The sequence below is a fragment of the Mesorhizobium sp. WSM4847 genome (assembly GCF_055811335.1).
In genome coordinates this window covers 142,197-165,188 of sequence record NZ_JBVVPY010000012.1, presented here as the reverse complement: position 1 = coordinate 165,188, position 22,992 = coordinate 142,197, and the positions used below count along the sequence as shown (strand labels likewise).

At 61.9% G+C, this 22,992-nt stretch carries 19 protein-coding genes, 2 pseudogenes and 1 riboswitch; of the genes and pseudogenes, 16 read left to right on the top strand and 5 right to left on the bottom strand.

Translation table 11 applies throughout. The features are described 5' to 3' along the window. Positions 1-90 precede the first annotated feature (90 nt). Entirely contained in the window at positions 91-990 is a 900-nt protein-coding gene (panC, locus tag AC0L28_RS19005; RefSeq protein WP_473479445.1) for a pantoate--beta-alanine ligase, read from the bottom strand. Next, a complete protein-coding gene (gene panB, locus AC0L28_RS19000; protein WP_473479443.1) occupies positions 987-1,823 on the bottom strand; it encodes a 3-methyl-2-oxobutanoate hydroxymethyltransferase in 837 nt (278 codons plus the stop codon). Before panB ends, panC begins: the two co-directional genes overlap by 4 nt. Positions 1,824-1,999: 176 nt before the next feature. On the opposite strand from panB, the gene AC0L28_RS18995 reads away from it, so the two are divergent. The 10 genes from AC0L28_RS18995 to AC0L28_RS18950 all read left to right on the top strand — a co-directional run bounded on the left by AC0L28_RS18995 (position 2,000) and on the right by AC0L28_RS18950 (position 13,609). Further along, positions 2,000-2,962: an NUDIX hydrolase gene (locus AC0L28_RS18995; protein ID WP_065009870.1), complete on the top strand. Its 963-nt coding sequence runs from the start codon at positions 2,000-2,002 to the stop codon at positions 2,960-2,962. 64 nt (positions 2,963-3,026) lie between these two features. Then, entirely contained in the window at positions 3,027-4,001 is a 975-nt protein-coding gene (nadA, locus tag AC0L28_RS18990) for a quinolinate synthase NadA (protein WP_473479441.1), read from the top strand. After that, the gene (locus AC0L28_RS18985) at positions 3,998-5,545 is read left to right on the top strand and encodes an L-aspartate oxidase (RefSeq protein ID WP_473479438.1); all 1,548 of its coding nucleotides are present in this window, start codon (positions 3,998-4,000) and stop codon (positions 5,543-5,545) included. Before nadA ends, AC0L28_RS18985 begins: the two co-directional genes overlap by 4 nt. Next, positions 5,542-6,429, top strand: coding sequence for a carboxylating nicotinate-nucleotide diphosphorylase (gene nadC / locus AC0L28_RS18980; protein WP_473479436.1), 888 nt, complete (start codon positions 5,542-5,544; stop codon positions 6,427-6,429). The genes AC0L28_RS18985 and nadC overlap by 4 nt, the downstream gene beginning before the upstream one ends. 183 nt (positions 6,430-6,612) lie before the next feature. Continuing rightward, on the top strand, positions 6,613-7,623 hold the full coding sequence (bioB, locus tag AC0L28_RS18975) for a biotin synthase BioB (RefSeq protein ID WP_473479587.1): 1,011 nt from the start codon (positions 6,613-6,615) through the stop codon (positions 7,621-7,623). Continuing rightward, positions 7,620-8,759 (top strand): 8-amino-7-oxononanoate synthase, encoded by a 1,140-nt coding sequence (locus AC0L28_RS18970; RefSeq protein WP_473479434.1) that lies wholly within the window; start codon positions 7,620-7,622, stop codon positions 8,757-8,759. Before bioB ends, AC0L28_RS18970 begins: the two co-directional genes overlap by 4 nt. Next, a complete protein-coding gene (bioD, locus tag AC0L28_RS18965; RefSeq protein ID WP_473479430.1) occupies positions 8,756-9,391 on the top strand; it encodes a dethiobiotin synthase in 636 nt (211 codons plus the stop codon). Before AC0L28_RS18970 ends, bioD begins: the two co-directional genes overlap by 4 nt. Continuing rightward, positions 9,391-10,656: an adenosylmethionine--8-amino-7-oxononanoate transaminase gene (locus AC0L28_RS18960; protein WP_473479427.1), complete on the top strand. Its 1,266-nt coding sequence runs from the start codon at positions 9,391-9,393 to the stop codon at positions 10,654-10,656. The genes bioD and AC0L28_RS18960 overlap by 1 nt, the downstream gene beginning before the upstream one ends. Next, the gene (locus tag AC0L28_RS18955; protein WP_473479425.1) at positions 10,653-11,636 is read left to right on the top strand and encodes a beta-ketoacyl-ACP synthase III; all 984 of its coding nucleotides are present in this window, start codon (positions 10,653-10,655) and stop codon (positions 11,634-11,636) included. The genes AC0L28_RS18960 and AC0L28_RS18955 overlap by 4 nt, the downstream gene beginning before the upstream one ends. Before the next feature lie 326 nt (positions 11,637-11,962). Beyond that, positions 11,963-13,609: an MFS transporter gene (locus AC0L28_RS18950; protein ID WP_473479422.1), complete on the top strand. Its 1,647-nt coding sequence runs from the start codon at positions 11,963-11,965 to the stop codon at positions 13,607-13,609. Positions 13,610-14,079: 470 nt separating this feature from the next. On the opposite strand, the gene AC0L28_RS18945 is transcribed toward AC0L28_RS18950, so the two are convergent. Then, positions 14,080-15,372, bottom strand: a complete 1,293-nt coding sequence (locus tag AC0L28_RS18945) for a type II toxin-antitoxin system HipA family toxin (protein ID WP_473479420.1) — start codon at positions 15,370-15,372, stop codon at positions 14,080-14,082. Next, positions 15,369-15,701 carry a hypothetical protein gene (locus tag AC0L28_RS18940; RefSeq protein ID WP_473479418.1) on the bottom strand — a complete coding sequence of 111 codons (333 nt, stop codon included), beginning with the start codon at positions 15,699-15,701 and terminating at the stop codon, positions 15,369-15,371. The genes AC0L28_RS18945 and AC0L28_RS18940 overlap by 4 nt, the downstream gene beginning before the upstream one ends. Before the next feature lie 888 nt (positions 15,702-16,589). Between AC0L28_RS18940 and AC0L28_RS18935 the strand changes: the two genes are divergently transcribed. The 3 genes and pseudogenes from AC0L28_RS18935 to AC0L28_RS18925 all read left to right on the top strand — a co-directional run. After that, complete coding sequence (locus tag AC0L28_RS18935) at positions 16,590-17,744, top strand: porin (protein ID WP_473479415.1); 1,155 nt, start codon at positions 16,590-16,592, stop codon at positions 17,742-17,744. Between the two features lie 436 nt (positions 17,745-18,180). Continuing rightward, positions 18,181-18,498 (top strand): annotated as a pseudogene (locus AC0L28_RS18930) (response regulator); the annotation flags it as partial. Continuing rightward, positions 18,497-18,886, top strand: a pseudogene (locus AC0L28_RS18925) (GNAT family N-acetyltransferase); the annotation flags it as partial. The pseudogenes AC0L28_RS18930 and AC0L28_RS18925, both read left to right, overlap by 2 nt. A 13-nt stretch (positions 18,887-18,899) precedes the next feature. Here AC0L28_RS18925 and AC0L28_RS18920 read toward each other — a convergent pair. Next, positions 18,900-19,766, bottom strand: coding sequence for an acyltransferase family protein (locus AC0L28_RS18920; protein ID WP_473479413.1), 867 nt, complete (start codon positions 19,764-19,766; stop codon positions 18,900-18,902). A gap of 5 nt (positions 19,767-19,771) precedes the next feature. After that, a riboswitch (TPP riboswitch) is annotated at positions 19,772-19,888 on the top strand. Between the two features lie 104 nt (positions 19,889-19,992). Here AC0L28_RS18920 and thiC point away from each other — a divergent pair. The 3 genes from thiC to thiS are packed head-to-tail and all read left to right on the top strand — an operon-like array spanning position 19,993 to position 22,992. Continuing rightward, positions 19,993-21,828 (top strand): phosphomethylpyrimidine synthase ThiC, encoded by a 1,836-nt coding sequence (gene thiC / locus AC0L28_RS18915; protein ID WP_473479411.1) that lies wholly within the window; start codon positions 19,993-19,995, stop codon positions 21,826-21,828. Next, the gene (thiO, locus tag AC0L28_RS18910) at positions 21,825-22,826 is read left to right on the top strand and encodes a glycine oxidase ThiO (protein WP_473479409.1); all 1,002 of its coding nucleotides are present in this window, start codon (positions 21,825-21,827) and stop codon (positions 22,824-22,826) included. The genes thiC and thiO overlap by 4 nt, the downstream gene beginning before the upstream one ends. Further along, positions 22,795-22,992: a sulfur carrier protein ThiS gene (gene thiS / locus AC0L28_RS18905; protein ID WP_473479407.1), complete on the top strand. Its 198-nt coding sequence runs from the start codon at positions 22,795-22,797 to the stop codon at positions 22,990-22,992. The genes thiO and thiS overlap by 32 nt, the downstream gene beginning before the upstream one ends.

Genomic DNA, 22,992 nt, shown 5'->3' with positions numbered 1-22,992 from the left:
TCGAATGTTGCTCGATGCCAGGGGAAATCTGGATCTAAACGACCCCGCATCGATGCGACGCGGACGATTTGGTCGCCATCATCGCCGGCATTACTTTGCTGCTTCCCGGTGAAGCGAACGCCGCGGACCTGGCCACTTACCAACCGGGGATGTTAAGACGTTATCGATGAGCCGCGTGTCGCCGAGCCAAGCCGCGACAAGCAAGCGTGCTGGTCGGTCAAGCCTTGCTAGCGGCTGCAGGTCTGTTTCGCCGCGAAGTTCCAGGTACTCGACCTCGCGATAGCCTGTCGCCAGAATTGTTGCACGCGCTTCATCAAGCATGGGCAAGACAGGAGAGCCACGCGCAAGCCGCTCAGCCGTGTCGAGCAAGACCGAAGCCAGCTTTGGGGCAATGGCGCGTTCTGCTGGCGAGAGCCGGCTATTGCGCGACGATAGTGCAAGACCATCGGTTTCGCGGACTGTCGGACATGCGACCACCGTGATCGGGATGTCAAGGTCCCGGACCAAGCGCCTGACAAGCTGAAGCTGCTGGAAATCCTTTTCGCCAAAGAAGGCGAAGTCAGCGCCGGTCTGCAGGAAGAGCTTGGCCACGACCGTCGCCACGCCGTCGAAATGGCCGGGCCGGAAGGCGCCGCACAGGCCCTCGCTGAGAGTGGACACCGAAACGGCCGTGGCGAAGCCCGCTGGATACATCTCGTCTGCATCCGGTACATAGAGCAGATGTGCGCCTGTCGGCACGAGCTTGGCAGCATCTTCGTTTTCCGTCCGAGGATAGGCGGCAAGGTCGGCGGCACTGTTGAACTGCTTGGGATTGACGAACAGCGTCACGACTACCCGCTCGGCCTTCTGAAGCGCGGCCCGCACGAGGCTCAGATGGCCTTCATGCAAGGCTCCCATGGTCGGCACAACGGCGACACGGGCGCCTGAGCGACGCCATCCCGCGGCAACAGCGCGGAGTTCGGCAACGGTTCGAACGATCGGCACGCTCATGTGACGTCTCCGGCCTTCGTCTCGTTGGCGTAGAGATGTTCGGCCGCCGGAAAGCGCCGTTCCCTCACGTCGGCGGCATAAGCCGCGATCGCCGCATCGGCCTGCTTGCCTAGTTCGGCGTAGCGTTTGACGAATTTCGGCCGGAAAGAGCCGAAAAGCCCAAGCATATCATCGCTGACCAAAATCTGGCCGTCGCAGGCCGGCGAGGCGCCGATGCCGATTGTGGGGACGGTGATCTCCGCAGTGATGCGCCGTGCGAGCGGCTCGGGCACTTTCTCCAGCACCACCGAGAAAGCGCCGGCTTCCGTGACCGCACCGGCGTCGCGCCTGATGCGCTCGGCATCGTCTCCCCGCCCCTGGACGCGGTAGCCGCCGAGAGTGTTGACCGCCTGCGGCGTCAAGCCGACATGGGCCATGACAGGCACGCCGCGCGCGGCGAGGAAGCGGATCGTCTCGGCCATGGTCTGCCTCCCCTCGAGCTTCACCGCTGCACAACCGGTCTCCGCCATCAGGCGCGCAGCGTTGCGGAAGGCCTGCTCGGGGCTTTCTTCATAGGAACCGAATGGAAGGTCTACGACCATCAATGCTCGCACCAGACCGCGGCGCACCGCCTGGCCGTGCATGATCATCATGTCGAGAGTGACGCTCAGCGTCGACGAGAGGCCGTGCAGGACCATGCCGACGCTGTCGCCGACGAGAACGATGTCGCAGTGTCGATCGGCCAAACTGGCGATTGGCGTGGTATATGCCGTCAAGCAGACGAGTGGAGTCTGGCCTTTCCGCATTCGAATATCCGGCGGTGTCATCGCCTTTGTCTCACCAGTTGCGCTCAACCCACGCATCCTTCCCTAGCGTTACCCGCCGTGGGTGTCGCGTTTGGCATATTTTTGTGCGAGTGCGAAGAGCTAAAAAAAGACGTGCAGCTGTGCGGTGTTGACGTTCGTGCGGCAACGCTTAAATTCAATCGATTCAGTCAACCTGAATTTGGGGCCAACTCACTTTCGCGAACATGGACCATCAGGCAAAAGAAACGAGAAAAGGCAGAGCCGCGCTCAAGGCCGACGAAGCAAAAGTGGACCTGATCGCCGTTGTCGTCGCCGTAAACGACAGTGAACCCTGCCTTCTCACCATCGGGAACGCGGACACCCTTCCGTCCGGACCATATGCGCTAGAGCATCGATCGCTGCAATCCGGTCTGAGGGGTTGGGTGGAGCAACAGACCGGCCACCCGCTGGGGTACATCGAGCAGCTCTACACCTTCGCCGATCGGGACCGCATAGGGGCCGAGCGCCAGGAACGCGCCATCTCAATCAGCTATCTCGCACTCACTCGGAAGGAACAGGCAACGGGCTCCGCTAATTGCGGGTGGCGGAGTTGGTACGAGTATTTTCCCTGGGAGGACCATCGCTCCGGCACGCCGGTGGTGCTCGATATTTTACGTCCACGCCTGACTGAGTGGGCTGAGGGCGCCAGCGACGCCACCACGCGACGCGAACGCCGGCAGCGCGCCGCGATTGCCTTCGGTTTCGACGACCGCAATTGGAACGAGGAACTCACGCTCCAACGCTACGAGTTGCTTTACGAATCTGCCCTGATCGAAGAGGCTGGTGGCGGGCGGGACGTCGCGCCTGCGGCGGTATCTGGTAAGGCAATGATCGCTGACCATCGACGAATCCTGGCGACCGCCATTGCGCGGCTACGTTCAAAGATCAAGTACCGGCCGGTGGTGTTCGAGCTCATGAGGCCGTCCTTCACACTGCTTCAGCTGCAGCGGACCGTGGAGGCGCTCGCCGGGAGGCTCATCAACAAGCCGAACTTCCGAAGACTTGTTGAGCAGCAAGAGCTGGTCGAGGAAACTGGCGAGACCTCCCTCGAGACGGGCGGACGGCCGGCAAAGCTTTATCGGTTCCGCCATGCCGTCCTCGATGACAGGGCTGTGGCCGGGACAAAATTGCCGCTCGCGCGGGCTTGACATAGTTATAGTCAAGGTAGACATATTCCCCTTATTGTCAGATCGAATATAATCGGAGGCGCTGATGACTGGGGCGTTACCTACGGCTGCGTCCCTGTACGAGCGCGTCCGGCGGGTGATCCCGCCAGTCGAATGGCCGGCCTTCACCAACGACATTGAGGCCATCCTCGCGCTGAAGCGCGATCGCAATGCGGTCATCCTTGCGCACAACTACCAAACGCCGGAGATCTTCCATTGCGTAGCCGACATTGTCGGCGACAGCCTCGCACTGGCCCGCAAGGCGGCTACGGTCGAGGCGCAAATCATCGTGGTTGCCGGCGTGCATTTCATGGCCGAGACGGCCAAGCTGCTCAATCCGAACAAGATCGTCCTCATCCCGGATCTCAGCGCCGGTTGCTCGCTGGCGGATTCGATCACGGCAGAAGACGTGCGGCTGATGCGGCAGCGTTATCCGGGGGTCCCGGTCGTCACCTACGTCAACACTTCGGCGGCTGTAAAAGCGGAGTCGGACATCTGCTGCACCTCGGGCAACGCCAGGGCGGTGGTGGAATCGCTCGGCGTGCCGCGCGTGATTATGGTGCCCGATGAATATCTGGCGATAAACGTGGCGGCGGAGACGGAGGTCGAGATCATCGCCTGGAAGGGCCACTGCGAAGTGCACGAGCGCTTCACATCGGCCGACATCCGGGAACTGCGCGATGCGCATCCAGGGGTCATCGTGCTCGCCCATCCGGAATGCCCGCCAGAGATTGTAGCAGAGGCGGAATTCTCCGGCTCGACTGCGGCCATGTTGGATTATGTCGAGCGGGAGAAACCGCCGCGCGTAGTCTTGCTAACGGAATGTTCGATGAGCGACAATGTCGCGGTCGCGCATCCCGAGGTCGAGTTCGTCCGCCCCTGCAATCTCTGCCCGCACATGAAGCGCATCACGCTAGCTAACATTCGCGTCGCACTCGAGGAGAACCGGCATGAGGTTCGGATCGATCCCGGGGTTGCAGGTCGCGCGCGCCGCTCGGTCGAGCGTATGCTTTCCATATGAGCCTCGACGTTCATGACATCGGCGGGGCGCCGGTCATCATCGGCGCCGGTGTGGCAGGCCTGATGACGGCGCTTCATCTGGCGCCGGAACCGGTTGTGCTTCTGTCCAACGCGGGGCTGGGAACCGAAGCCTGCAGCGAGCTCGCCCAAGGCGGTCTTGCGGCAAGTGTCGGCGGCGAGGACAGTCCCGAACTTCATCTTTGTGACACCCTCGCGGCCGGCGACGGCCTCTGCGATCTGACGACGGTGCGGCGAACGGTCCGAGCTGCACCTGAAGCGATCAGGACTCTAGAGCGCTTCGGTGTCGCATTCGACCGACGCGCTGACGGCGCGTTGCGGCTCGGGCTTGAGGCGGCGCACTCGCAGCGGCGGATCGTGCATGCGGCGGGCGATGCCACCGGTCGCGAGCTGGTCCGCGCGCTGATCGCCGCGGCACGGCGCACAGCCTCCATCACTATCCTGGAAAACGTGGAGGCCCGCCGGCTTGTCGTGGAAGACGGGGCGATTATCGCCGTGGTCGCGGCCGGGTGCACGGGCGCAATCGCCTTGCCAACGCGCCGCGCGGTCCTGGCGACCGGCGGCATCGGCGGCTTATTTAGCGATACGACAAACCCGCCTGGCTCATGTGGACAGGGGCTCGCGCTCGCCGCCTGTGCCGGGGCGGAGCTCGCCGACCTGGAATTCGTGCAGTTCCACCCGACGGCCCTCGATGGTCCGCGGCGGCCGATGCCGCTGGTGAGCGAAGCGGTGCGCGGCGAGGGTGCTGTGCTCGTCGACGAGCAAGGAGAGCGTTTCCTCGCTGAAACCCCAGGGGGCGAGCTTGCGCCTCGCGACGTGGTTGCGCGCGCGGTTTGGCACCAGCTCGCTGTCGGACGCCGTGTGTTCCTGGACGCAAGGCAATGTCTCGGCCTCAGATTTGACAAGCGCTTTCCGGCGATCGCCGATTTGTGTCGCCAGGCCGGCATCGATCCCGCGACCGACCCGATCCCGGTGCGCCCGGCGGCACATTATCATATGGGCGGCATTGCTGTAGACGCTGCCGGCCGCAGCTCCATCGAGGGATTGTGGGCATGCGGCGAGGTCGCATGCACCGGTCTGCACGGCGCGAACCGCCTCGCCAGCAACTCGCTTATCGAAGCGGCGGTCACAGCGAGCTGGGTTGCTGAAAGCGTCGCCGACGTATCACACACCCGGCGACCGCGCGTGTGTTCCGCATTCGTGCCTCAACGGCCAGACGCCTCCGGCATCCGCCCAATCGTCTCCGCCGCGCTCGGCATCATCCGCGATGGCGAGACGCTACGCGAAGGGGTGGCGACCCTGTTGCCGATTGCAGCTCACGACGGCGCTGGCTCCGGGCCGGCCTTGGTCGCGATGATGATCGCCATTGCGGCCCTGCGGCGCGAAGAGAGCCGCGGCTCGCACTGTCGTTCCGATTTCCCCGGACGCGATGCAGATGCGCGCCAGTCACGGTTGACACTGCGCAGCGCAATACAGACCGCCGTCGCACTCAGCTGGCGGGCACCGATACGGAGCACCCTGACATGAATTCGTTCTCACCCCTTTCCTCAACCCTGATCGAGCCGATCGTGCGCGGTGCTCTTCTCGAAGACCTGGGCAGATGCGGTGATCTGACCAGCGACGCCGTGATCCCGCGTGATCGCACGGCCACTTTGGTGCTCAAGTCGCGACAGATGGGCATCGTTGCCGGTCTCGATTTGGCCGCCTTCGCCTTCATGCTCGTCGAGCCTGCGATCGACATGCACATCTGGCGAGCTGACGGCAGCGATGTCGCGGCGGGCGAGACTATCGCCAAGTTGTGCGGACCGGCGCGAGGCCTGCTCACGGCCGAGCGCACGGCGCTCAATTTTCTGTGCCGCCTGAGCGGCATCGCCACTGCCACAGCGACGATGGTCGAGGCCGTGCGTGGCCACAAGGCGAAGATCGTGTGCACGCGAAAGACGACGCCCGGCCTGCGCGCGCTGGAGAAATATGCGGTACGCGTCGGCGGCGGCGCCAATCACCGCTTCGGGCTCGATGACGCCGTGCTGATCAAGGACAACCACATCGCGATCGCCGGCGACATTGGCACGGCAATAGAGCGGGCGCGCGCCGCCGCAGGCCACATGGTGAAGATCGAGGTCGAGGTCGACACGCTGGAGCAGCTCGATGTAGCGCTCACGCTGGGAGTCGACGCAGTGCTGCTCGACAATATGTCGGTTGAGGATCTTGCGCGCGCCGTGGCAATCGTCGATGGCCGCGCCATCACCGAGGCTTCCGGTCGGGTGACGCCGAAAACGGCTCCGTTGATTGCTGCGACGGGGGTCGACCTCATCTCAGTCGGATGGCTGACACACAGCGCGCCTATCCTCGACATCGGCCTGGATATGCCGGCGCATCGGCGCGCGCTTGAACTGATGGAGATGGAATGAAAAGCATTCCCACCTCCGCTGGAGCGCGCCGACGCAGGAACTGCTCCGTGCGAGCCTGCATCTTTGTGCGGCGCACCCTCCAACTGGTTCAGGCTCATCGGGCTGATCGACGATCATAGCGAACCCGAGGAGGGTCGACAGCCTCCTGCACGTGCTGTTGGACCAGCGACAAAGCTTTTGATGATGACGATTGGAACGAACTCGGAGTGCGACGTGAAGCAAGCCATGCAATCGATCGAGGGGGCACTATCCCGATGGAACCGCAAAGAGGCCGAGGCTATCCACGGGATGCCGTTCAATGACCTGCTCTTCCTGGCTCAGACAATCCACCGCCAGAACTTCGATCGCAACCGGGTGCAGCTGTCGCGGCTGCTCAGCATCAAGACCGGCGGATGCCCGGAGGATTGCGGCTATTGCAGCCAGTCTACGCATTACGAAACCGGCCTGAAGGCGTCCAAGCTGATGGAGGTGGAGCGTGTCATTGCCGAAGCGATCAAGGCGCGGGACGCCGGCGCCACCCGCTATTGCATGGGCGCCGCATGGCGCAGTCCGAAGGAACGCGACATGGGTTCCGTCGTCGCCATGATCGAGGGCGTGAAGGCGCTCGGCATGGAGACCTGCATGACGCTTGGAATGCTGGACCTCAGTCAGGCGCAGCGCCTGAAGGCGGCCGGTCTCGACTACTACAACCACAACATCGACACGTCCGAGCGCTATTACGGCGAGGTTGTTTCAACCAGGACCTTTGCCGACCGGCTGGAAACACTTGGGCACGTGCGCGAGGTTGGCATGAAGGTCTGCTGCGGCGGCATTGTCGGGATGGGAGAGGAAAAGGCCGATCGCATCGACATGCTGGTCACACTCGCGAACCTGCCCGAGCCGCCGGAAAGCGTGCCGATCAACATGCTCATCCCCATCGAAGGCACGCCGCTTGCCGAGGCCGAGCCCATCGATCCGATCGATTTCGTCCGCACCATTGCGCTCGCCCGCATCATGATGCCGAAGTCCTATGTAAGGCTCTCCGCCGGCAGGACGGCGATGAGCGACGAAACGCAGGCGCTGTGCTTCTTTGCCGGCGCCAATTCGATCTTTGTCGGCGACATGCTGCTGACGGCGGACAATCCCGGCGAGGACAAGGATAATCGTCTATTTAGGCGTCTCGGCATTGAGCCGATGCCACGCGAGGCAAGATGAACGAGCCGCCGCTTGCCCGCTATGAAGCAACCTTGCAGGGTCTGGCACGCAAGGGCCGGCTGCGGACGCTGGCGCCGCGCGCCGGGCTCGACTTCTCGTCCAACGATTATCTCGGGCTTGCTGCGTCGAAGAGACTTGGCGATGCAGTCGCGGCGGCAATCGAGGGGGGCACCCCGGTCGGCGCTACCGGATCGCGGCTCCTGCGCGGCAACGCGCCGGAACATGAGGCGTTGGAGGCAGATGCGGCGGCGTTCTTCGGGGCCGAACGGGCGCTGTTCTTCGGCAGCGGCTACATCGCCAACTTCGCCCTGCTGAGCGCCCTGCCGCAGAAGGGCGACCTGCTGATCCTCGACGAACTCGCGCATGCCAGCATGCATGAAGGGGCGCGGGCTGGACGCGCCGAGTTCAGGCCGGCCACGCACAACGACATAAATGCTTTTGAGGACGCGATCAGGCGCTGGCGGGCCGAAGGTGGCATGGGGCATATCTGGATCGCAGTCGAAAGCCTGTATAGCATGGATGGCGACTGGGCGCCGATGGAGAGCCTGGTCGAGCTTGCCGATCGGTACGAGGCATTCATAGTGGTCGACGAGGCACATGCCACCGGCGTCTGGGGACCGGACGGCCGGGGGCTGGCCGCCGCTTTCGAGGGCCGTGACAACATTGTCGCGCTCCACACATGCGGCAAGGCGCTCGGCGCATCCGGCGCACTCGTCACTGGGCCGGGAGTGCTGTGCGACTATATTGTCAACCGCTGCCGGCCCTTTATCTACGCCACCGCGCCATCGCCGCTAACGGCGGTGGCGGCGCGCGAAGCGCTCGTAATCCTGGTCGACGAGCCGATGCGCCGCGTTCAGCTGCATGAGTACATTGCCTTCGCGGGCCGCCAACTGGCCGAGCGCTGTGGCGTGGCGCGCAGCGGCTCGCAGATCCAGCCACTTGTCATTGGCGACGTCAGCCGCACCATGGTGATGGCGGCGGCACTGCAGGCCCGCGGCTTCGACATACGCGGCATTCGCCCGCCGACCGTGCCGGAGGGCACGTCGCGGCTGCGCATTTCGCTGACGCTCAATGTCGGCAAGCCTGACATTTCGGCCATGGTCGAAACGCTTGCCGAAGTGTTGGCCACGGCATGAGCAAGCGCATCGTCGTCACCGGAACAGATACCGGAATTGGCAAAACGGTTTTTGCCGCGGGGCTCGCAGGCCTGCTCGACGGCTTCTACTGGAAGCCGGTGCAATCGGGTCTCGATGAGGAGACCGACAGTGAGGTGGTCGAACGGCTTGCTGGCCTGCCATCCGGGCGCGTGCTGCCGGAGGCCCACCGCTTGAGGAGCCCGCTGTCGCCGCACCGTTCAGCCGAAATCGACGGTGTCTCGATCGACGCTGCCGATCTTGCATTTCCGGTCCTGCCCACACCGCTCGTCATCGAAGGCGCTGGCGGACTGATGGTGCCGATCAACCGACAGACAAGATTCATTGACGTCTTCGCTCAATGGCGGCTGCCGGTCATTCTGTGCGCCCGCACCGAGCTCGGCACGATAAACCACACTCTGCTGTCGATCGAAGCCCTGCGGGTTCGCTCCATCCCGCTGATCGGCATCGCCTTCATCGGCGAAGAGGTAGCCGATACGCAAAGGACAATCACCGAATTCGGCGCGGTGCGTCAGCTCGGCAGGCTGCCACACCTCGTTCCGTTGACGCGCGAAACTCTGCGGAAGGCGATGTTTGCCGGCTTCGACCTCGCCAAGATTGCCGGAGGCGAATGATGTCGCGGTCGCCGGTCTGGCATCCATTCACCCAGCACGCGATCGAGCCGGCCATGCCGTCCGTTATCCGCACGGAAGGGGCTTGGCTAGAGACGAATGACGGAAGGCATATCCTCGATGCAATCTCCTCCTGGTGGGTGGTCACCCACGGGCACCGCCATCCACGGATCATGGAAGCAATCCGGAATGCGACTGAGATGCTCGACCAGGTGATCTTCGCCGGTCTCACCCATCAGCCGGCAGAGCAATTGGCCTCGGCGCTGATCGAAATAGTGCCGGCAGGCCTCGACTGGGTCTTCTATTCCGACAGTGGATCCACGTCCGTCGAAGTCGCGCTGAAGATGGCGCTCGGCTATTACCGCAATATCGGCGCGCCGCGTTCGCGCATCGTCGTCATGGAACACAGCTATCATGGCGACACGATCGGCACGATGAGCGTCGGAGCCCGCGGCGTGTTCAACGCCGCCTACGAACCCCTGCTGTTCCAGGTCGACACCATTCCGTTTCCGGCCGCAGGGCGCGAGCAGGAAACGCTGGATGGATTCGAGGCTTTCTCGCGCGACCGCCGCGCCGCCGCGCTGATCGTCGAGCCGCTGGTGCTCGGCGCCGGCGGCATGTTGATGTATCCGGCCTGGGTTCTGGCCGAATTGAAAAAGATCACTGAGGCCTCCGGCACGCTCCTGATCGCCGACGAGGTGATGACCGGCTGGGGGCGCACCGGAAGCACGTTCGCCTGCGAGCAGGCGCTGATCTCTCCGGACATACTATGCACCTCGAAGGGCTTGAGCGGAGGCGCAATCCCACTCGCGGCCACACTCGCGACCGATGCCATCTTCCAGGCCCATTACTCCGAAGATCGGCAGAAGACCTTTTTCCACTCGAGCTCCTACACCGCCAATCCGATCGCTTGCGCGGCAGCACTCGCCAATGTCGAGATCTGGCGGGACGAGCCGGTGGCCGAGCGGATTGCGGCCTTGAGCGCCGGGCAAGCCGTCGGGCTTCGACGCTTTCGCAACAATGCCAACTTCACAGATTGCCGGGCGACCGGCACGATCGCAGCTCTCGATCTGCGCGCCGGCTCGGCCGGCTATCTGGCCGAGATCGGACCAAAGCTGCGCGCTTTTTTCCTCGAGCGCGGCCTGCTCGTGCGCCCGCTCGGTAATGTGCTCTATGTTCTGCCGCCCTATTGCATCACCGGAGAGGAACTCGACGGATTGTATGACGCCTTCGAAGAGGCCGGCGAACGCTTCGGTCCGAGCGCATGAGCAGATCGTCGCGCTTTCTCGGGTTTGGCGATCATGCGCCGGCCCGAAAGGTGGAGAACCAGGAAATCGAAATCCGTCTCGGGCTTGAGCCCGGCTGGATCGAGCAGCGGACCGGGATACGCTCGCGCTTCTGGGCAACGGACCAAGACACGCTGTCGGGTCTTGCCGCGCACGCCGGCGACATGGCGCTGGCGAATGCCGGCATCGACCGTGGCGACATCGGTCTTCTGCTGCTTGCCACCTCGACACCCGATCACCTTCTGCCGCCCAGCGCGCCGCTGGTAGCACATCGCCTGGGCTTAGGCCGCGCCGGTGCGGTCGACCTCACAGGCGCCTGCGCCGGCTTCATCTATGCCCTGATGTTTGCCGACGGATTCACCCGTCTCCATGGCAAAGCGACCTTGGTCATCGCCGCCAACATCCTCAGTCGCCGCATCAATCCAGTCGAGCGCGCAAGCGCGGTGCTGTTTGCCGATGCCGCCGGCGCCGTGGTGATTGCCCCGTGCGAAGAGCCGGATCGGGGCATTCTCGGCGCCGCGTTGGCTTCGGACGGCTCGCGCTACGGGCTGATCCAGATTCCCGCCGGAGGAAGCGACACACCGTTCCACGGCGGCATGGACCTCGGGCAGACCCGCATGACGATCGCCAACGGCCGCGAAGTGTTCGCGAAGGCCGTGGAGATGATGTCTCGCTGCTCGCAGGAGGCCCTCTCTGCTGCCCGAATGCGGTCGCAAGACATCGATCGGTTCGTGCCACACCAGGCCAATGTCCGCATTTTCGATGTGGTCGGGAGGAACCTCGGAATAACGGATCAAGCAATCGTCAAGACGATTGCCGAGTACGGCAACTCTTCCGCCGCGACCATCCCGCTTTCGCTCTCGCTTTCGCATCGGGCGCAGCCGTTTCGGCCGGGCGAAAAGATTCTCCTTGCGGCGGCGGGTGCCGGTCTCACCGGAGGCGCCCTCATCCTCGGAATTTAGCGGTACGACGGCCATGCACAGGATTTGTCACGAATGACACTAGCAAAACGGGCCCAATGCGAAAAATAGTCGCCGGCAAGCTGCATGGGCGCCGGTTCGGTGACGCGAGAGCGAAAACCCTGCAGACGATTTTCTCGAGCAGGACGATCGGCAACGCTACTTTGCTGGGCGAGGAGTGGTTGGCGCCAGTCCAGGAGAGCGGAGGTATCCAACTCCTCATTGCGATGAAGTCATCCTCGATATGTCGGCCCTTATTGGTCAACATCGTAACGGCAGTAGTGGCAGCCGTGAATTGAATAAGCGGCCCCTCGAAGGCATCAAACGTCATGCAGTCCGAAAAAAATGCTCATCTGCCTGTCTCAACAACGCTGGCTCCATTTCGGAACCCGGTGTTTCGCTCGATCTGGACGGCCACGCAAATATCCAGCCTCGGGTGGCTCGTGCAAACGGTCGCCATCAGTTGGCTGATGGCCACGATTTCCGCTTCGGATCTGATGGTTGCACTCGTGCAGGCCGCATCCACGTTGCCGGTATTCTTCCTCTCAATTCTTGCCGGAGCCATCGCCGACAACTTCAGCCGCCGATGGGTGATGTTTGCGGGGCACTGCCTGATAGCATTGGCATCAACGACGCTGATGATTTCGGTGGGCCTGGGATTTGTCGATCCCTGGCTCCTACTTGGATTGGGCTTTCTGGCTGGCTGCGGCTTCACTCTGAATGATCCGGCCTGGCATGCCTCGGTCGGCGATATCCTGGACAAGCGCGACATTCCGGCCGCAGTGACGCTGATGTCTGTCGGATACAACATCATACGCAGCATAGGACCCGCTTTGGGTGGGACGATGCTGGCCTTCTTTGGGCCGCTCGCCGCTTTCGCCCTGGCCGCGCTGAGCGATCTGGTCCCTCTCGGCGCGATATGGCGCACCAAATGGAAGGTTCGCACTTCGCCTCTCCCTCGTGAGCGAATGACGATGGCAATTCATGACGGAGTGCGCTTCACGGTATTGTCCTTGGAGATCAGGGCAGCGATTGCCCGTGCAACCTTGTTCGGGCTGGCAAGCATCTCCATCCTTGCGCTACTCCCACTAGTCGTCCGGGATCAGCTGAAAAGCGGCCCAATCGTCTACGGCATCTTGCTGGCCGGCTTCGGCATGGGTGCTTTCGTCGCGGGCATGAGCAATAGCTTTCTAAGGCGGATCACGTCTCAAAACAGACTGGTATCGTTCGCCTCTGTTGCTTGTGCAGCATGTTGCCTTTCCCTTGCACTCACATCATCGGTCGCCGTGGCGGCCATTTCGCTGGCACTTGGTGGCGCGGGTTGGCTTATCACCTGGACGGGCATCGACGTGTCGGTGCAGCTGGCAAGCCCAAGGTGGGTCGTCGGCCGCACACTGTCGATATATTACGCCCTGAGCGCAGGGGGTATGGCGGCCGGCAGCTGGATCTGGGGTACTGTCGCACAGGACTACTCCTTAGCCTGGGCTCTGGAGGGCGCCGCAGGCGCTCTGTTGCTGGTTGCAGCTGCGGGGATACTGTTGCCGGTCCGTCCATGGGAAGAAACGGATCAGGAAAGTTCGGATTTTCACCCGCCGGAGCTGGCACTCGAGTTGAAGCCCAGGAGCGGCCCCATAGTCGTCAAGGTCGAGTATCTTATAGCCGAAGAGAATATCGAGACCTTTCTGGGCTACATGCGCGCAAGGCGCCATGTTCAGAGCCGTGCCGGTGCGCGAAACTGGACACTCCAGCGAAATCTTCAAACGCCTTCGATTTGGACAGAGACATTCCGCACGCCAACCTGGATGGACTTTCTTCGCCTGAATCATCGGCTCACGGCAGCGGACAAGGAAATCGGCCAGCGTCTCCTGGCACTGCATGATGGAGAGCGTCCTCCGCACACAGTGCTGTCGATCGAACGAACGACTGAGGCAGCTCGTACCCGTGCCTCAACAATCTTTTCTCGTCCTCCCAGGTGACGTGATCGCGAAAGCGATCGCGTTCTGCCGCGCCGGTCGATTTCAAGCAGCGCGAAGGCCGCATCGCCAGTACGCGGAGCCTATGGGTCCGGCGCTCTCTCGCGAATACCCATGCCGCCGCGGGGCTCGAGGCCGGGGGCAGGAACGGTCCGTTCTGGGCCATCTTCGATGCGGCGCGCGACGGCAAGAAGGAGGGCATGGGCTTCGAGCGCTGGTGGTCGCGCCTGCGCACAAGCCGATCAGCATCACGTTCGACGTGCGCTTCAGCAGCGCTGTGCGGCTCAGAGACTGGCAGAAGAGTATCTGACTCGCTACCGGCTGGCGCTGGGCCAGCCGGAACCAGGCCTATTCGAAGACGGCGCTGGCGCTCGACCTTTCGGCGCCGGACATGGAGTGAGGGTGGGCGAAACGGAGAACCAGTCGCCTTGACGCCCTTGCAGGACGCCATCTTAACCGCGAACGGCAAGCTTTCAGGGATCATTGCTGCGCCGTTGGGCGGCTTGCCGTTCCCGATGTTCGAACGCGTCGGTGAAGCTATCGAGTTCTTGGGGGGTCATCCCAAGCGCCCGCCCCTCCTCCCGCCATGACGCGACCGCCTTTTCGACTTCTGCGAGTATCGTCTTCGCTCGATCGCTCCTGATCCGGAAATAAGCGATTACCGACATCAGTGCGTCGACAGTCGCTTCGGGCCCAGTTTCCTCGGATATCCAGGTTTTCAGCTCTCGCACGCGCTCAGGGAACGGGTTGATGTCGAATGCAGGCGCCAGGCGCCATTGCCCGCGATGCACATGGAGAAAGCCGTGATTGTGGAGGTGGTCATCGACATTGGTGATAAGGATCGAGAACGCGATGCGCCGCCAAAGCTCTTCGATGTTGGCCGCTGGCTGGCTGCCGTGCTGACGAAGCACATCCACAAGTTCAGTATAGCTATGCTCGCCAACGTCCCCTGACTCTGCGCCGATCATCGTGGCGGCCGAGATATACATGAGTCGATTGCCGTTCGGAGTCCTATCGAAACGCCGTATGAGCGCGACAGGGGCGCCGTCGCTGTCGAGCAGACGTGTCTCAGCAGCATCCACGCCGGCTTTTCTGGCCAACTTCATAGCGAGCACTTCGCCTTTTGTGACAGATCGATCGTCGGCAACGCTCGGAAACTTACCGATAGCGAGGCGTCCATCATCGTCGACGACAGAGCATTTCGGACGAAGGCCCCCAAGGGACGTGCCACGTCCACGCAAATAGGCGAGATCCGTTGCCGTCTCGGTGTTCGTCTCGACGGCGTGCGTGGCTGCGAGGAGTTGACCGATTTCAATGAGCGGCGGCGTGGTGCGTCGACCCTCCTCGGTCGTTCTTTGGTAACGCCCTTCTTCGTCCTTCAACCGGAGCGCACCAATGCGGCTCATGTCGTCCACTGCCAAGAGGTAATCCATCGCGTTCAGAGGCCGCGTTTCGGCGACATTTCCCGCCCGGCGCGCCTCTTGGCGACGCTTGGCGTGGTCGCGCTGGATGACACGCCGGCCCCATCCGTCCGGCTCCGTGTCGGCGATCGCGTTGTGGAACACGGATCCGTCGCCGGTCTTTCGATGGAATTGAGGGCCAGTAACGAGTGGCAGACCGGGTTCGATCGAGAAGCCTTCCGCCGCTCTCAGCCAACCTGCATCATATTCAAAGGCAGCGCTCTCGCGCGCACCCTGCTGATCATAGCGCAACGTACCCAGTAGCATCGCTTCTTCGCCAATGTGAACAGCAATAGAACGTCTCATATTGCACCCGGTGGCTTCCGCACCCTTACCCTCTTGGGCAAACGTTCAGCGTCGAGGAGCAGGCCTTGCTCATCGCGATGCGCGTCGACGATCTGCGCCAAAGCCTCATCAAAGCCCAAAACGAAAAAGGTCATGGCGTAGGCCCCCATAGCGACGGTCGGGTCTCCTTTTTCGATCTTCAGATAGGTGCTCTTTGCGACACCCAGTCGTTCCGCCATCATCATCACGGTCAGGCTCCGCTTCTTACGGGCGAGCGCAATGTCGGCGCCGAGCTTGCCAAGCGCCCTCTTGACTCTGGGGGGCAATGTATCTGTCACTGTTGAGCGCATGTTTGTCTCATACAAACGACCTTAACTCTTTCTAGGGCGGTTATATAAGACCTAAACCGTGATCTGTCGAGAGTCGGCCTGTTTGACCAAATCGACAAGGCTGTGGCCCTGCAACCAACCACACTACTCTCGTGAGCATGCATCCAATCCGATCCGCAATGGGCGCTAGGTGAGTCGCACGGGGTGTGAACGATTGCGCCGCTGCAAAACGAAACGGGCCCTCCTTGGCACGATCCAGATGCTCCCGCCTGACGTACCGAGCGGCGCCGCCGCATGCTGTCTCGACCCAAGCTTCACAGCAAACAGGTGCTGTCGGTATCGAACGAAAGTGTCACATATCGAACATACGAACCGTGTCCCAAAACGTCTGCTCGGTGCTCAGCCTGACCCCCAAAAAGCAAAAAGAAGGGAGCGCGACGAAGTTGCGCCGGCCAATTTAAGTGTCAGCGCGGAGCTACCTCTTCAGGATGGCACGTCGCTTGCTGCTCCGCATCGAACGCCGACGGCCAACTCACAAATAACGGAGATGAATATTGGTTCAGAAATGCTGAATCCCCCATGTACTGAAAGAATGAGGAATGGTTGTGGGAAGCGCGGCAAGGCAATAGGCGATTTTGCCTTTTTTTGGATCCGGACGGAGGTCGAATCTCACCTCCTTCGGGCAGTTGATAGCCAACCACAGTTGTTTCTTCCATAAGTCGAACTGCGATAAAGCAAATCACAAGTATAATTTGGCTTACTCACAGCGGAACTCCTCTAGTCAACTTAGTATCGCGCATTCCTCAGGTACGAAAGAGGAGCGAGATGCACATGTTTTTGGTCCTGGGATAGGCCGCCGGTTCGCCCTTTGACGCGTCCGCCTTTTATTCTTTGAACTGGAGATCCAGAATGAACGTAAGCAGCCTTCTTCTCGGCTCAGTTGCGGCCCTGATCTCCGTTTCCGTCGCTCGCGCGACGGACGAAGTCTCCGCGCCGGGTCCGACCGAATACGTCAAGGTCTGCGACGTCTACGGTTCGGGCTACTTCCATATCCCAGACACCGAGACCTGCGTGCGCATCGGCGGCTACATCCGTTACGACGTCGGCCTCAGCGATGTCCGATCGTATGACGGGATAAGAACCTTCGATGTGAGAACTGGCGAGGCTCAGGGCACCTGGCGAAACAACACGCGTTTCACGTTCAAAACTTGGACGCGCCAGGAGACCGAACTAGGCGCACTGAAGACCCATACTGAGACTCGCGTGAACTTCGGCAACCACAACGCTTATCCGGGTCCGGAAAGCCCTCACAACTATAGCTTCAACAGCGGCGTCAAGTTGGCTTCCGCCTGGATCCAGCTTGGTGGCCTCCGAGTTGGCAAGGACGAGTCGGCCTTCGACACGTTTACAGGCTACGCCGGAAACGTGCTCAATAACGTACTCGTTCCGTACGGCGACTTCGATACCAACGTGGCTCAGTATTACTTCGATGCCGATAATGGCTTTTCGGCTCTGGTTTCACTTGAACAAGGGTCGGGTGTAGTCGGTACTATCGACAGCCATGTTCCGCACGTCGTCTTCGGCGTGAAACAGACGCAGGGCTGGGGCGCGATCACCGGCGTAATGGCTCGTGACAGCGACTATGAAGCCTTGGCCGGCAAGCTCCGAGTCAATGTCAATGTCACAGATGACCTGTCGCTATTCGGAATGTTCGGCTACGGCTCCATTGGCAATCTCAACGATGACCCAACCAACGCGGTCGCCGCTCACGGTCGCGGCTTCTACAAAATTTGGAGCGGCAATTGGGCTTTCTGGGCGGGCGCCACTTACACGTTAAACGAGAAAACTTCGTTCAACCTTCAGGTCTCGGGTGATCAGCTCAGGAACTCCGGACTGGCTGCAAACGTCGCCTATATGGTCATTCCAGGTTTCACAGTCACAGCCGAAGTCGATTATGCCCATTACGCCAAGTTCGCTGCCGTCGACCGTTCCGGAATGAACCCGGCTCACGTCGGCAAAAGGAACAGCCTCGGCGGCGTGCTGCGATTCCAAAGCTCGTTCTAACGGAGTGAATCTGAATGTCGGAGGCCCGACTGGAGGCCTCGGTGTCTGGCATTACGATGTTCAAGATGTGGTCCCGGACGATCATGCCCGGACATTGGTTGCTGGACTTCATAGCCTGATCAGCGAGGCTTCCATAGGGCGCTTAGCAATGCCACTGAATAACTCGTCCAGGACATGTCTCTTGGCCCCATCTTGACCCTGTTGTGCTACCCTCATTGCGATGAGCGCTCGAGATCGAGAGCTTCGGAGGCACGGCAAGAACGGCTGAGAAATGCCTGGACGCTTCGTCCAGGCACTCGTCAAGTTTCCTCAGTGGCTCAGAATCATCTTCGGCGACCGTCATTGCAAAATCAGTTCGGTTCAGTAAGATTCTTGTTCTGTTTGGGTCATCTGAAGGACTAGTGTCTGAGTCGCAGCGGACTGCCATTCGATCTCTGCGCGGCTCGACCTCAGGATGCCCGATGTGCATGGCTTCGACGGGCTGCTGCAGCTTCGGACCCGCTATCCGCGCCTGCCGGTGGTCATCGCTTCGGGACATGAGGAGCCCAAGATCATTTCCGAAGCGCTGTCCTACGGCGCAGCCGGCTTCGTCCCGAAATCGGCGCGCAAGAGCGATCTGGCCGCCGCCATTCGCTCGGCGATGGAAGGTGCGATCCACGTGCCCGAAACCTATGAAGGCAAGCCGCCGGACGCCGACAGCACCGATCGCGCCGAGATGGTGCAGCGCCTTGCCAAACTGACGCCGCAGCAGGTCGTGGCTTGAGCCGGAACGCCTGTCCTTCCTGCTCGGCGAAGCGTTTTATGCGCGTCGCATCGGTGCGCTCGAAGCCTTCATCATGACGTTCGACCAGGACGCCCGCTACGACAGTCCGAACTTCCTGTGGTTTCGCGAGCGCTATCCGCGCTTTGTCTATGTCGACCGTATCGTCGTCGCGGGAGAAGCGCGTGGCCGCGGCCATGCCCGCAGGCATGAAGATCTATTCGACCATGTTTCGCGTGCCGGCCAGACCATCGTCACTTGCGAGGTGAATGCCGAACCGCCCAATCCGGCTTCGGATGCCTTTCACGCCGCGCTCGGCTTCGTCGAGGTCGTCGACGCGGTGATCCACGGCGGCAAGAAGGCAGTGCGGATCACCGGCTGAGGCAACAGCTCTATCAGTTGCGGTTCAGCCAGGCGCGAGCCGGCTTTTCGACGATGTAATAGCTGCACAAAGCGCAAGCGCGCCTGCCAGCATCAGCAGCGGCGCACTGCCCTGCGCATAGACGAATTTTTAGAACGGCTGCTGCCACAGATACAGCGGAATACGACCACAGCCCCAGCGTCGCCATCGGCCAGGAAGACAAAAATCCGGTCAGATACCGAGTCCTGAAGTCGAGCGAATTGACGGCGAGCGCCAACAGCGGCACCGCGACCAGATAGTGGATCGGCGGCACCGCATCCATGAACAGAAGAACCGCTCCGACGGACGCCGCAATGGCGACATGCGGCCCCTTGAACAACGCCGGCAGCCTGTCGTCGGCCTTGAGCAGGCATATCACCGCCGATAGCAGGATCGAGGCGATGTGCACGTCGGTTCGCCAATAGGTCGTCTCGTAGTCGATCCCGAAGACCCAGTACGAAATCGCACCGTTCGCCATGGCCAGCACCGACAGCGCGCTGAGCAGCATGACGACACGGGCACGCCCCGAAACAACAAAGCTGATCAGCGCCAGGATTACATAGGCATGCTCTTCGACGCACAGCGACCAGATATGGTCGAGCGCGCCGGCGCGGCTGACGAGAATTCCGGCATAGTTGTAGGTGAATGTCAGCGCCGTCAGCGCCGCTTTCCATTTGAAGGCGACAAACGTGCCGGACAAGGCAACCATCGAAGCGAGGACGAAAACCAGCAGCGCCGGATAGATGCGGGAGAACCGGCGCTTGAAAAACGCCTTGAGCGGATAACGGATGCCGCCAACTAGGCGATAGCTGCTTTCGGCCGGACCCGGATGCGCTTGACAAATCGGAGCCGGCCCGTTCAACCTGAGGCATTCACCAGGGGAGTCCCGGCAAGGGGCTGAGATACTGCTGGCTTTCGCGGCGCAGTGACCCGTTGAACCTGATCCAGTTCATACTGGCGTAGGGACGGTGCAAGCGCTTTTGCGGGAGTTTACGCCCGAGGTCCTGTTTCAGCAGGTCAACCAAAGCGTCTTTTCATCCTTCCGGCACAGAACTGGGTCTCCAATGCATGAGCAAAGGAGCCTCACGATGAATGCCCTCACTCCAGCGGTTTCGACGGGACCACTGCCCGCCTCGCGGAAAATCCACAGGCCCGGTGCCATCCACCCGCAGATCAGGGTGCCGATGCGCGAAATCTCCGTCCATCCGACGGCCGGTGAGCCGCCCGTCACCGTTTACGATCCGTCCGGCCCCTATACCGACCCCACCCTCGAAATCAGTATCGAAAAGGGCCTTGCCCGACTTCGCCACGAATGGATCACGGCACGCGGCGATGTCGAGGACTATGACGGCCGCCACGTCCGGCCGGAGGACAACGGATTTGCGGCGGGCGAGCGCCTGACGCCGGAGTTTCCCATTTGCAGCCGGCCACTCAGGGCCAAGCAGGGCAAGGCGGTGACCCAGCTTGCCTATGCGCGCGCCGGGATCATCACGCCTGAAATGGAGTTCGTGGCCATCCGCGAAAACCTTGGTCGCGAGATCCTGCGCGGCAAGCTTGACCGCGACGGCGAAGCCTTCGGCGCAGCGATCCCCGATTTCGTCACACCGGAATTCGTGCGCGACGGGGTGGCGCGCGGGCGGGCTATCATTCCAGCCAACATCAACCATCCGGAGAGCGAGCCGATGATCATCGGCCGCAATTTCCTGGTCAAGATCAATGCCAATATCGGCAATTCAGCCGTCACCTCGTCGATGGCCGAAGAGGTCGAAAAAATGGTCTGGGCGATCCGCTCGGGAGCCGACACCGTCATGGACCTGTCGACCGGTCGCAACATCCACAACATCCGCGAATGGATCATCCGCAATTCGCCTGTGCCGATCGGAACCGTGCCGCTCTACCAGGCGCTTGAGAAGGTCGGAGGGATCGCCGAGGACCTGACCTGGGAAATCTACCGCGATACGCTGATCGAACAGGCCGAACAGGGCGTCGACTATTTCACCATCCATGCCGGTGTGCGGCTGCACTACATCCCGCTGACGGTCGACCGGGTCACCGGCATCGTGTCGCGCGGCGGCTCCATCATGGCCAAGTGGTGCCTGCATCATCACCGCGAAAGCTTCCTCTACGAGCATTTCGAGGAAATCTGCGACATCTGCCGCGCTTACGACGTGTCGTTCTCGCTCGGCGACGGCCTTCGTCCCGGCTCGATCGCCGACGCCAACGACGCGGCGCAGTTCGCCGAACTGGATACGCTCGGCGAGTTGACAAAGATCGCCTGGGCCAAGGATTGCCAGGTGATGATCGAGGGGCCCGGCCACGTACCGATGCACAAGATCAAGGAGAACGTGGACAAGCAGCTCGCTGTTTGCGGCGAGGCGCCGTTCTATACGCTTGGACCACTGACGACCGACATCGCGCCGGGCTATGACCACATCACCTCAGGTATCGGGGCGGCGATGATCGGCTGGTTCGGCACGGCCATGCTCTGCTACGTCACGCCGAAGGAACATCTCGGTCTTCCCGATCGCAACGACGTCAAGATTGGCGTGATCACCTACAAGATAGCCGCGCATGCCGCCGACCTGGCGAAGGGACACCCGGCGGCGAAACTCAGGGATGATGCCCTTTCCCGCGCGCGCTTCGAGTTCCGCTGGGAGGATCAATTCAACCTGTCGCTCGATCCCGAGACCGCGCGGTCCTTCCACGACCAGACCTTGCCCAAGGAGGCGCACAAGTTGGCACATTTCTGTTCGATGTGCGGCCCGAAATTCTGCTCAATGCGCATTTCCCACGATATCCGCGCCGAGGCACAGAAAGAGGGCATGGCGGCAATGGCCGCAAAATACCGCGAGGGCGGCGATCTCTACGTGCCAGCGGACGAGACCAGCGCCCCGCCCATGCCGGAGGCGCATGAGCCGTCATGAAGGTGTTGATCAAAGGGGCCGGCGTCGCCGGCCTCACCGCAGCTTTCGAGCTGGCCACCCGCGGCGCGGCAGTGACGGTTGCCGAGACGAGGCATAGCCTCGGCGGCAATGCGTCGTGGTTCGCCGGCGGCATGTTGGCGCCATGGTGCGAACGTGAAAGCGCCGAGCAGCCGGTGCTCGATCTCGGACGCGACGCCGCCGACTGGTGGGATACGGCAACGCCCGGGCAGGTGACGCGGGCCGGAACACTGGTCGTGGCCGCGCAGCGCGATGCGGCCGAGCTCGACCGGTTTGCCAGTCGCACGTCGGGGTACAGGCCTGTTGATGAAAACGAAATCGCACAGTTCGAGCCGGACCTCGCCGGTCATTTCCACCGTGCGCTGTTCTTCCCCGCCGAAGCCCATCTCGACCCGCGCCGGGCGATGGCTGCGCTTCACGACAAACTCGCAGCCATGGGAGTCGAATTTCACTTCGGCGCCAAGGCCCGGCATGTTTGCGGTTTCGATCGCCGGATCGACTGCACGGGCATCGCGGCGGAAGACGACCGACTGCGCGGCGTTCGCGGCGAGATGCTGATCCTGCGCACGCCCGATGTCTCGCTCTTGCGCCCGGTCCGGCTGCTTCATCCGCGCTTTCCGCTCTACGTAGTGCCGCGCACTGACCACCATTTCATGGCCGGCGCTACGATGATCGAGAGCCAGTCCGCTGGACGGGTCACGGCGCGTTCCATGATGGAGCTTTTGGGCGCGACCTATACCCTCCATCCGGCCTTTGGCGAGGCCGAGATCGTTGAAACCGGTGTCGGCGTCCGCCCAGCCTTTCCCGACAATCTGCCGCGTGTCGAAGCACGCGAAAGCACCGTCGCGATCAACGGGCTTTATCGCCATGGCTTTCTTCTCGCGCCCGCCATGGCGCGCCAGGCGGCCGAACTCGTCTTCAGTCACGACAAATCCTTGGAGCCTGCCAATGAAACTGATCGTCAACGGCCAAGCGCTTGAGATTGACGCCTCAACCCTGGCCGAACTGCTTGCCGCGCTCGACTATGAAGGCGATTGGCTGGCGACCGCCGTCAACAGCGACCTCGTGCACAAAGCCAGCCGGGCGGAATTCCGGTTGAGCGACGGCGACCGCATCGAAATCCTCTCGCCGATGCAGGGAGGCTAG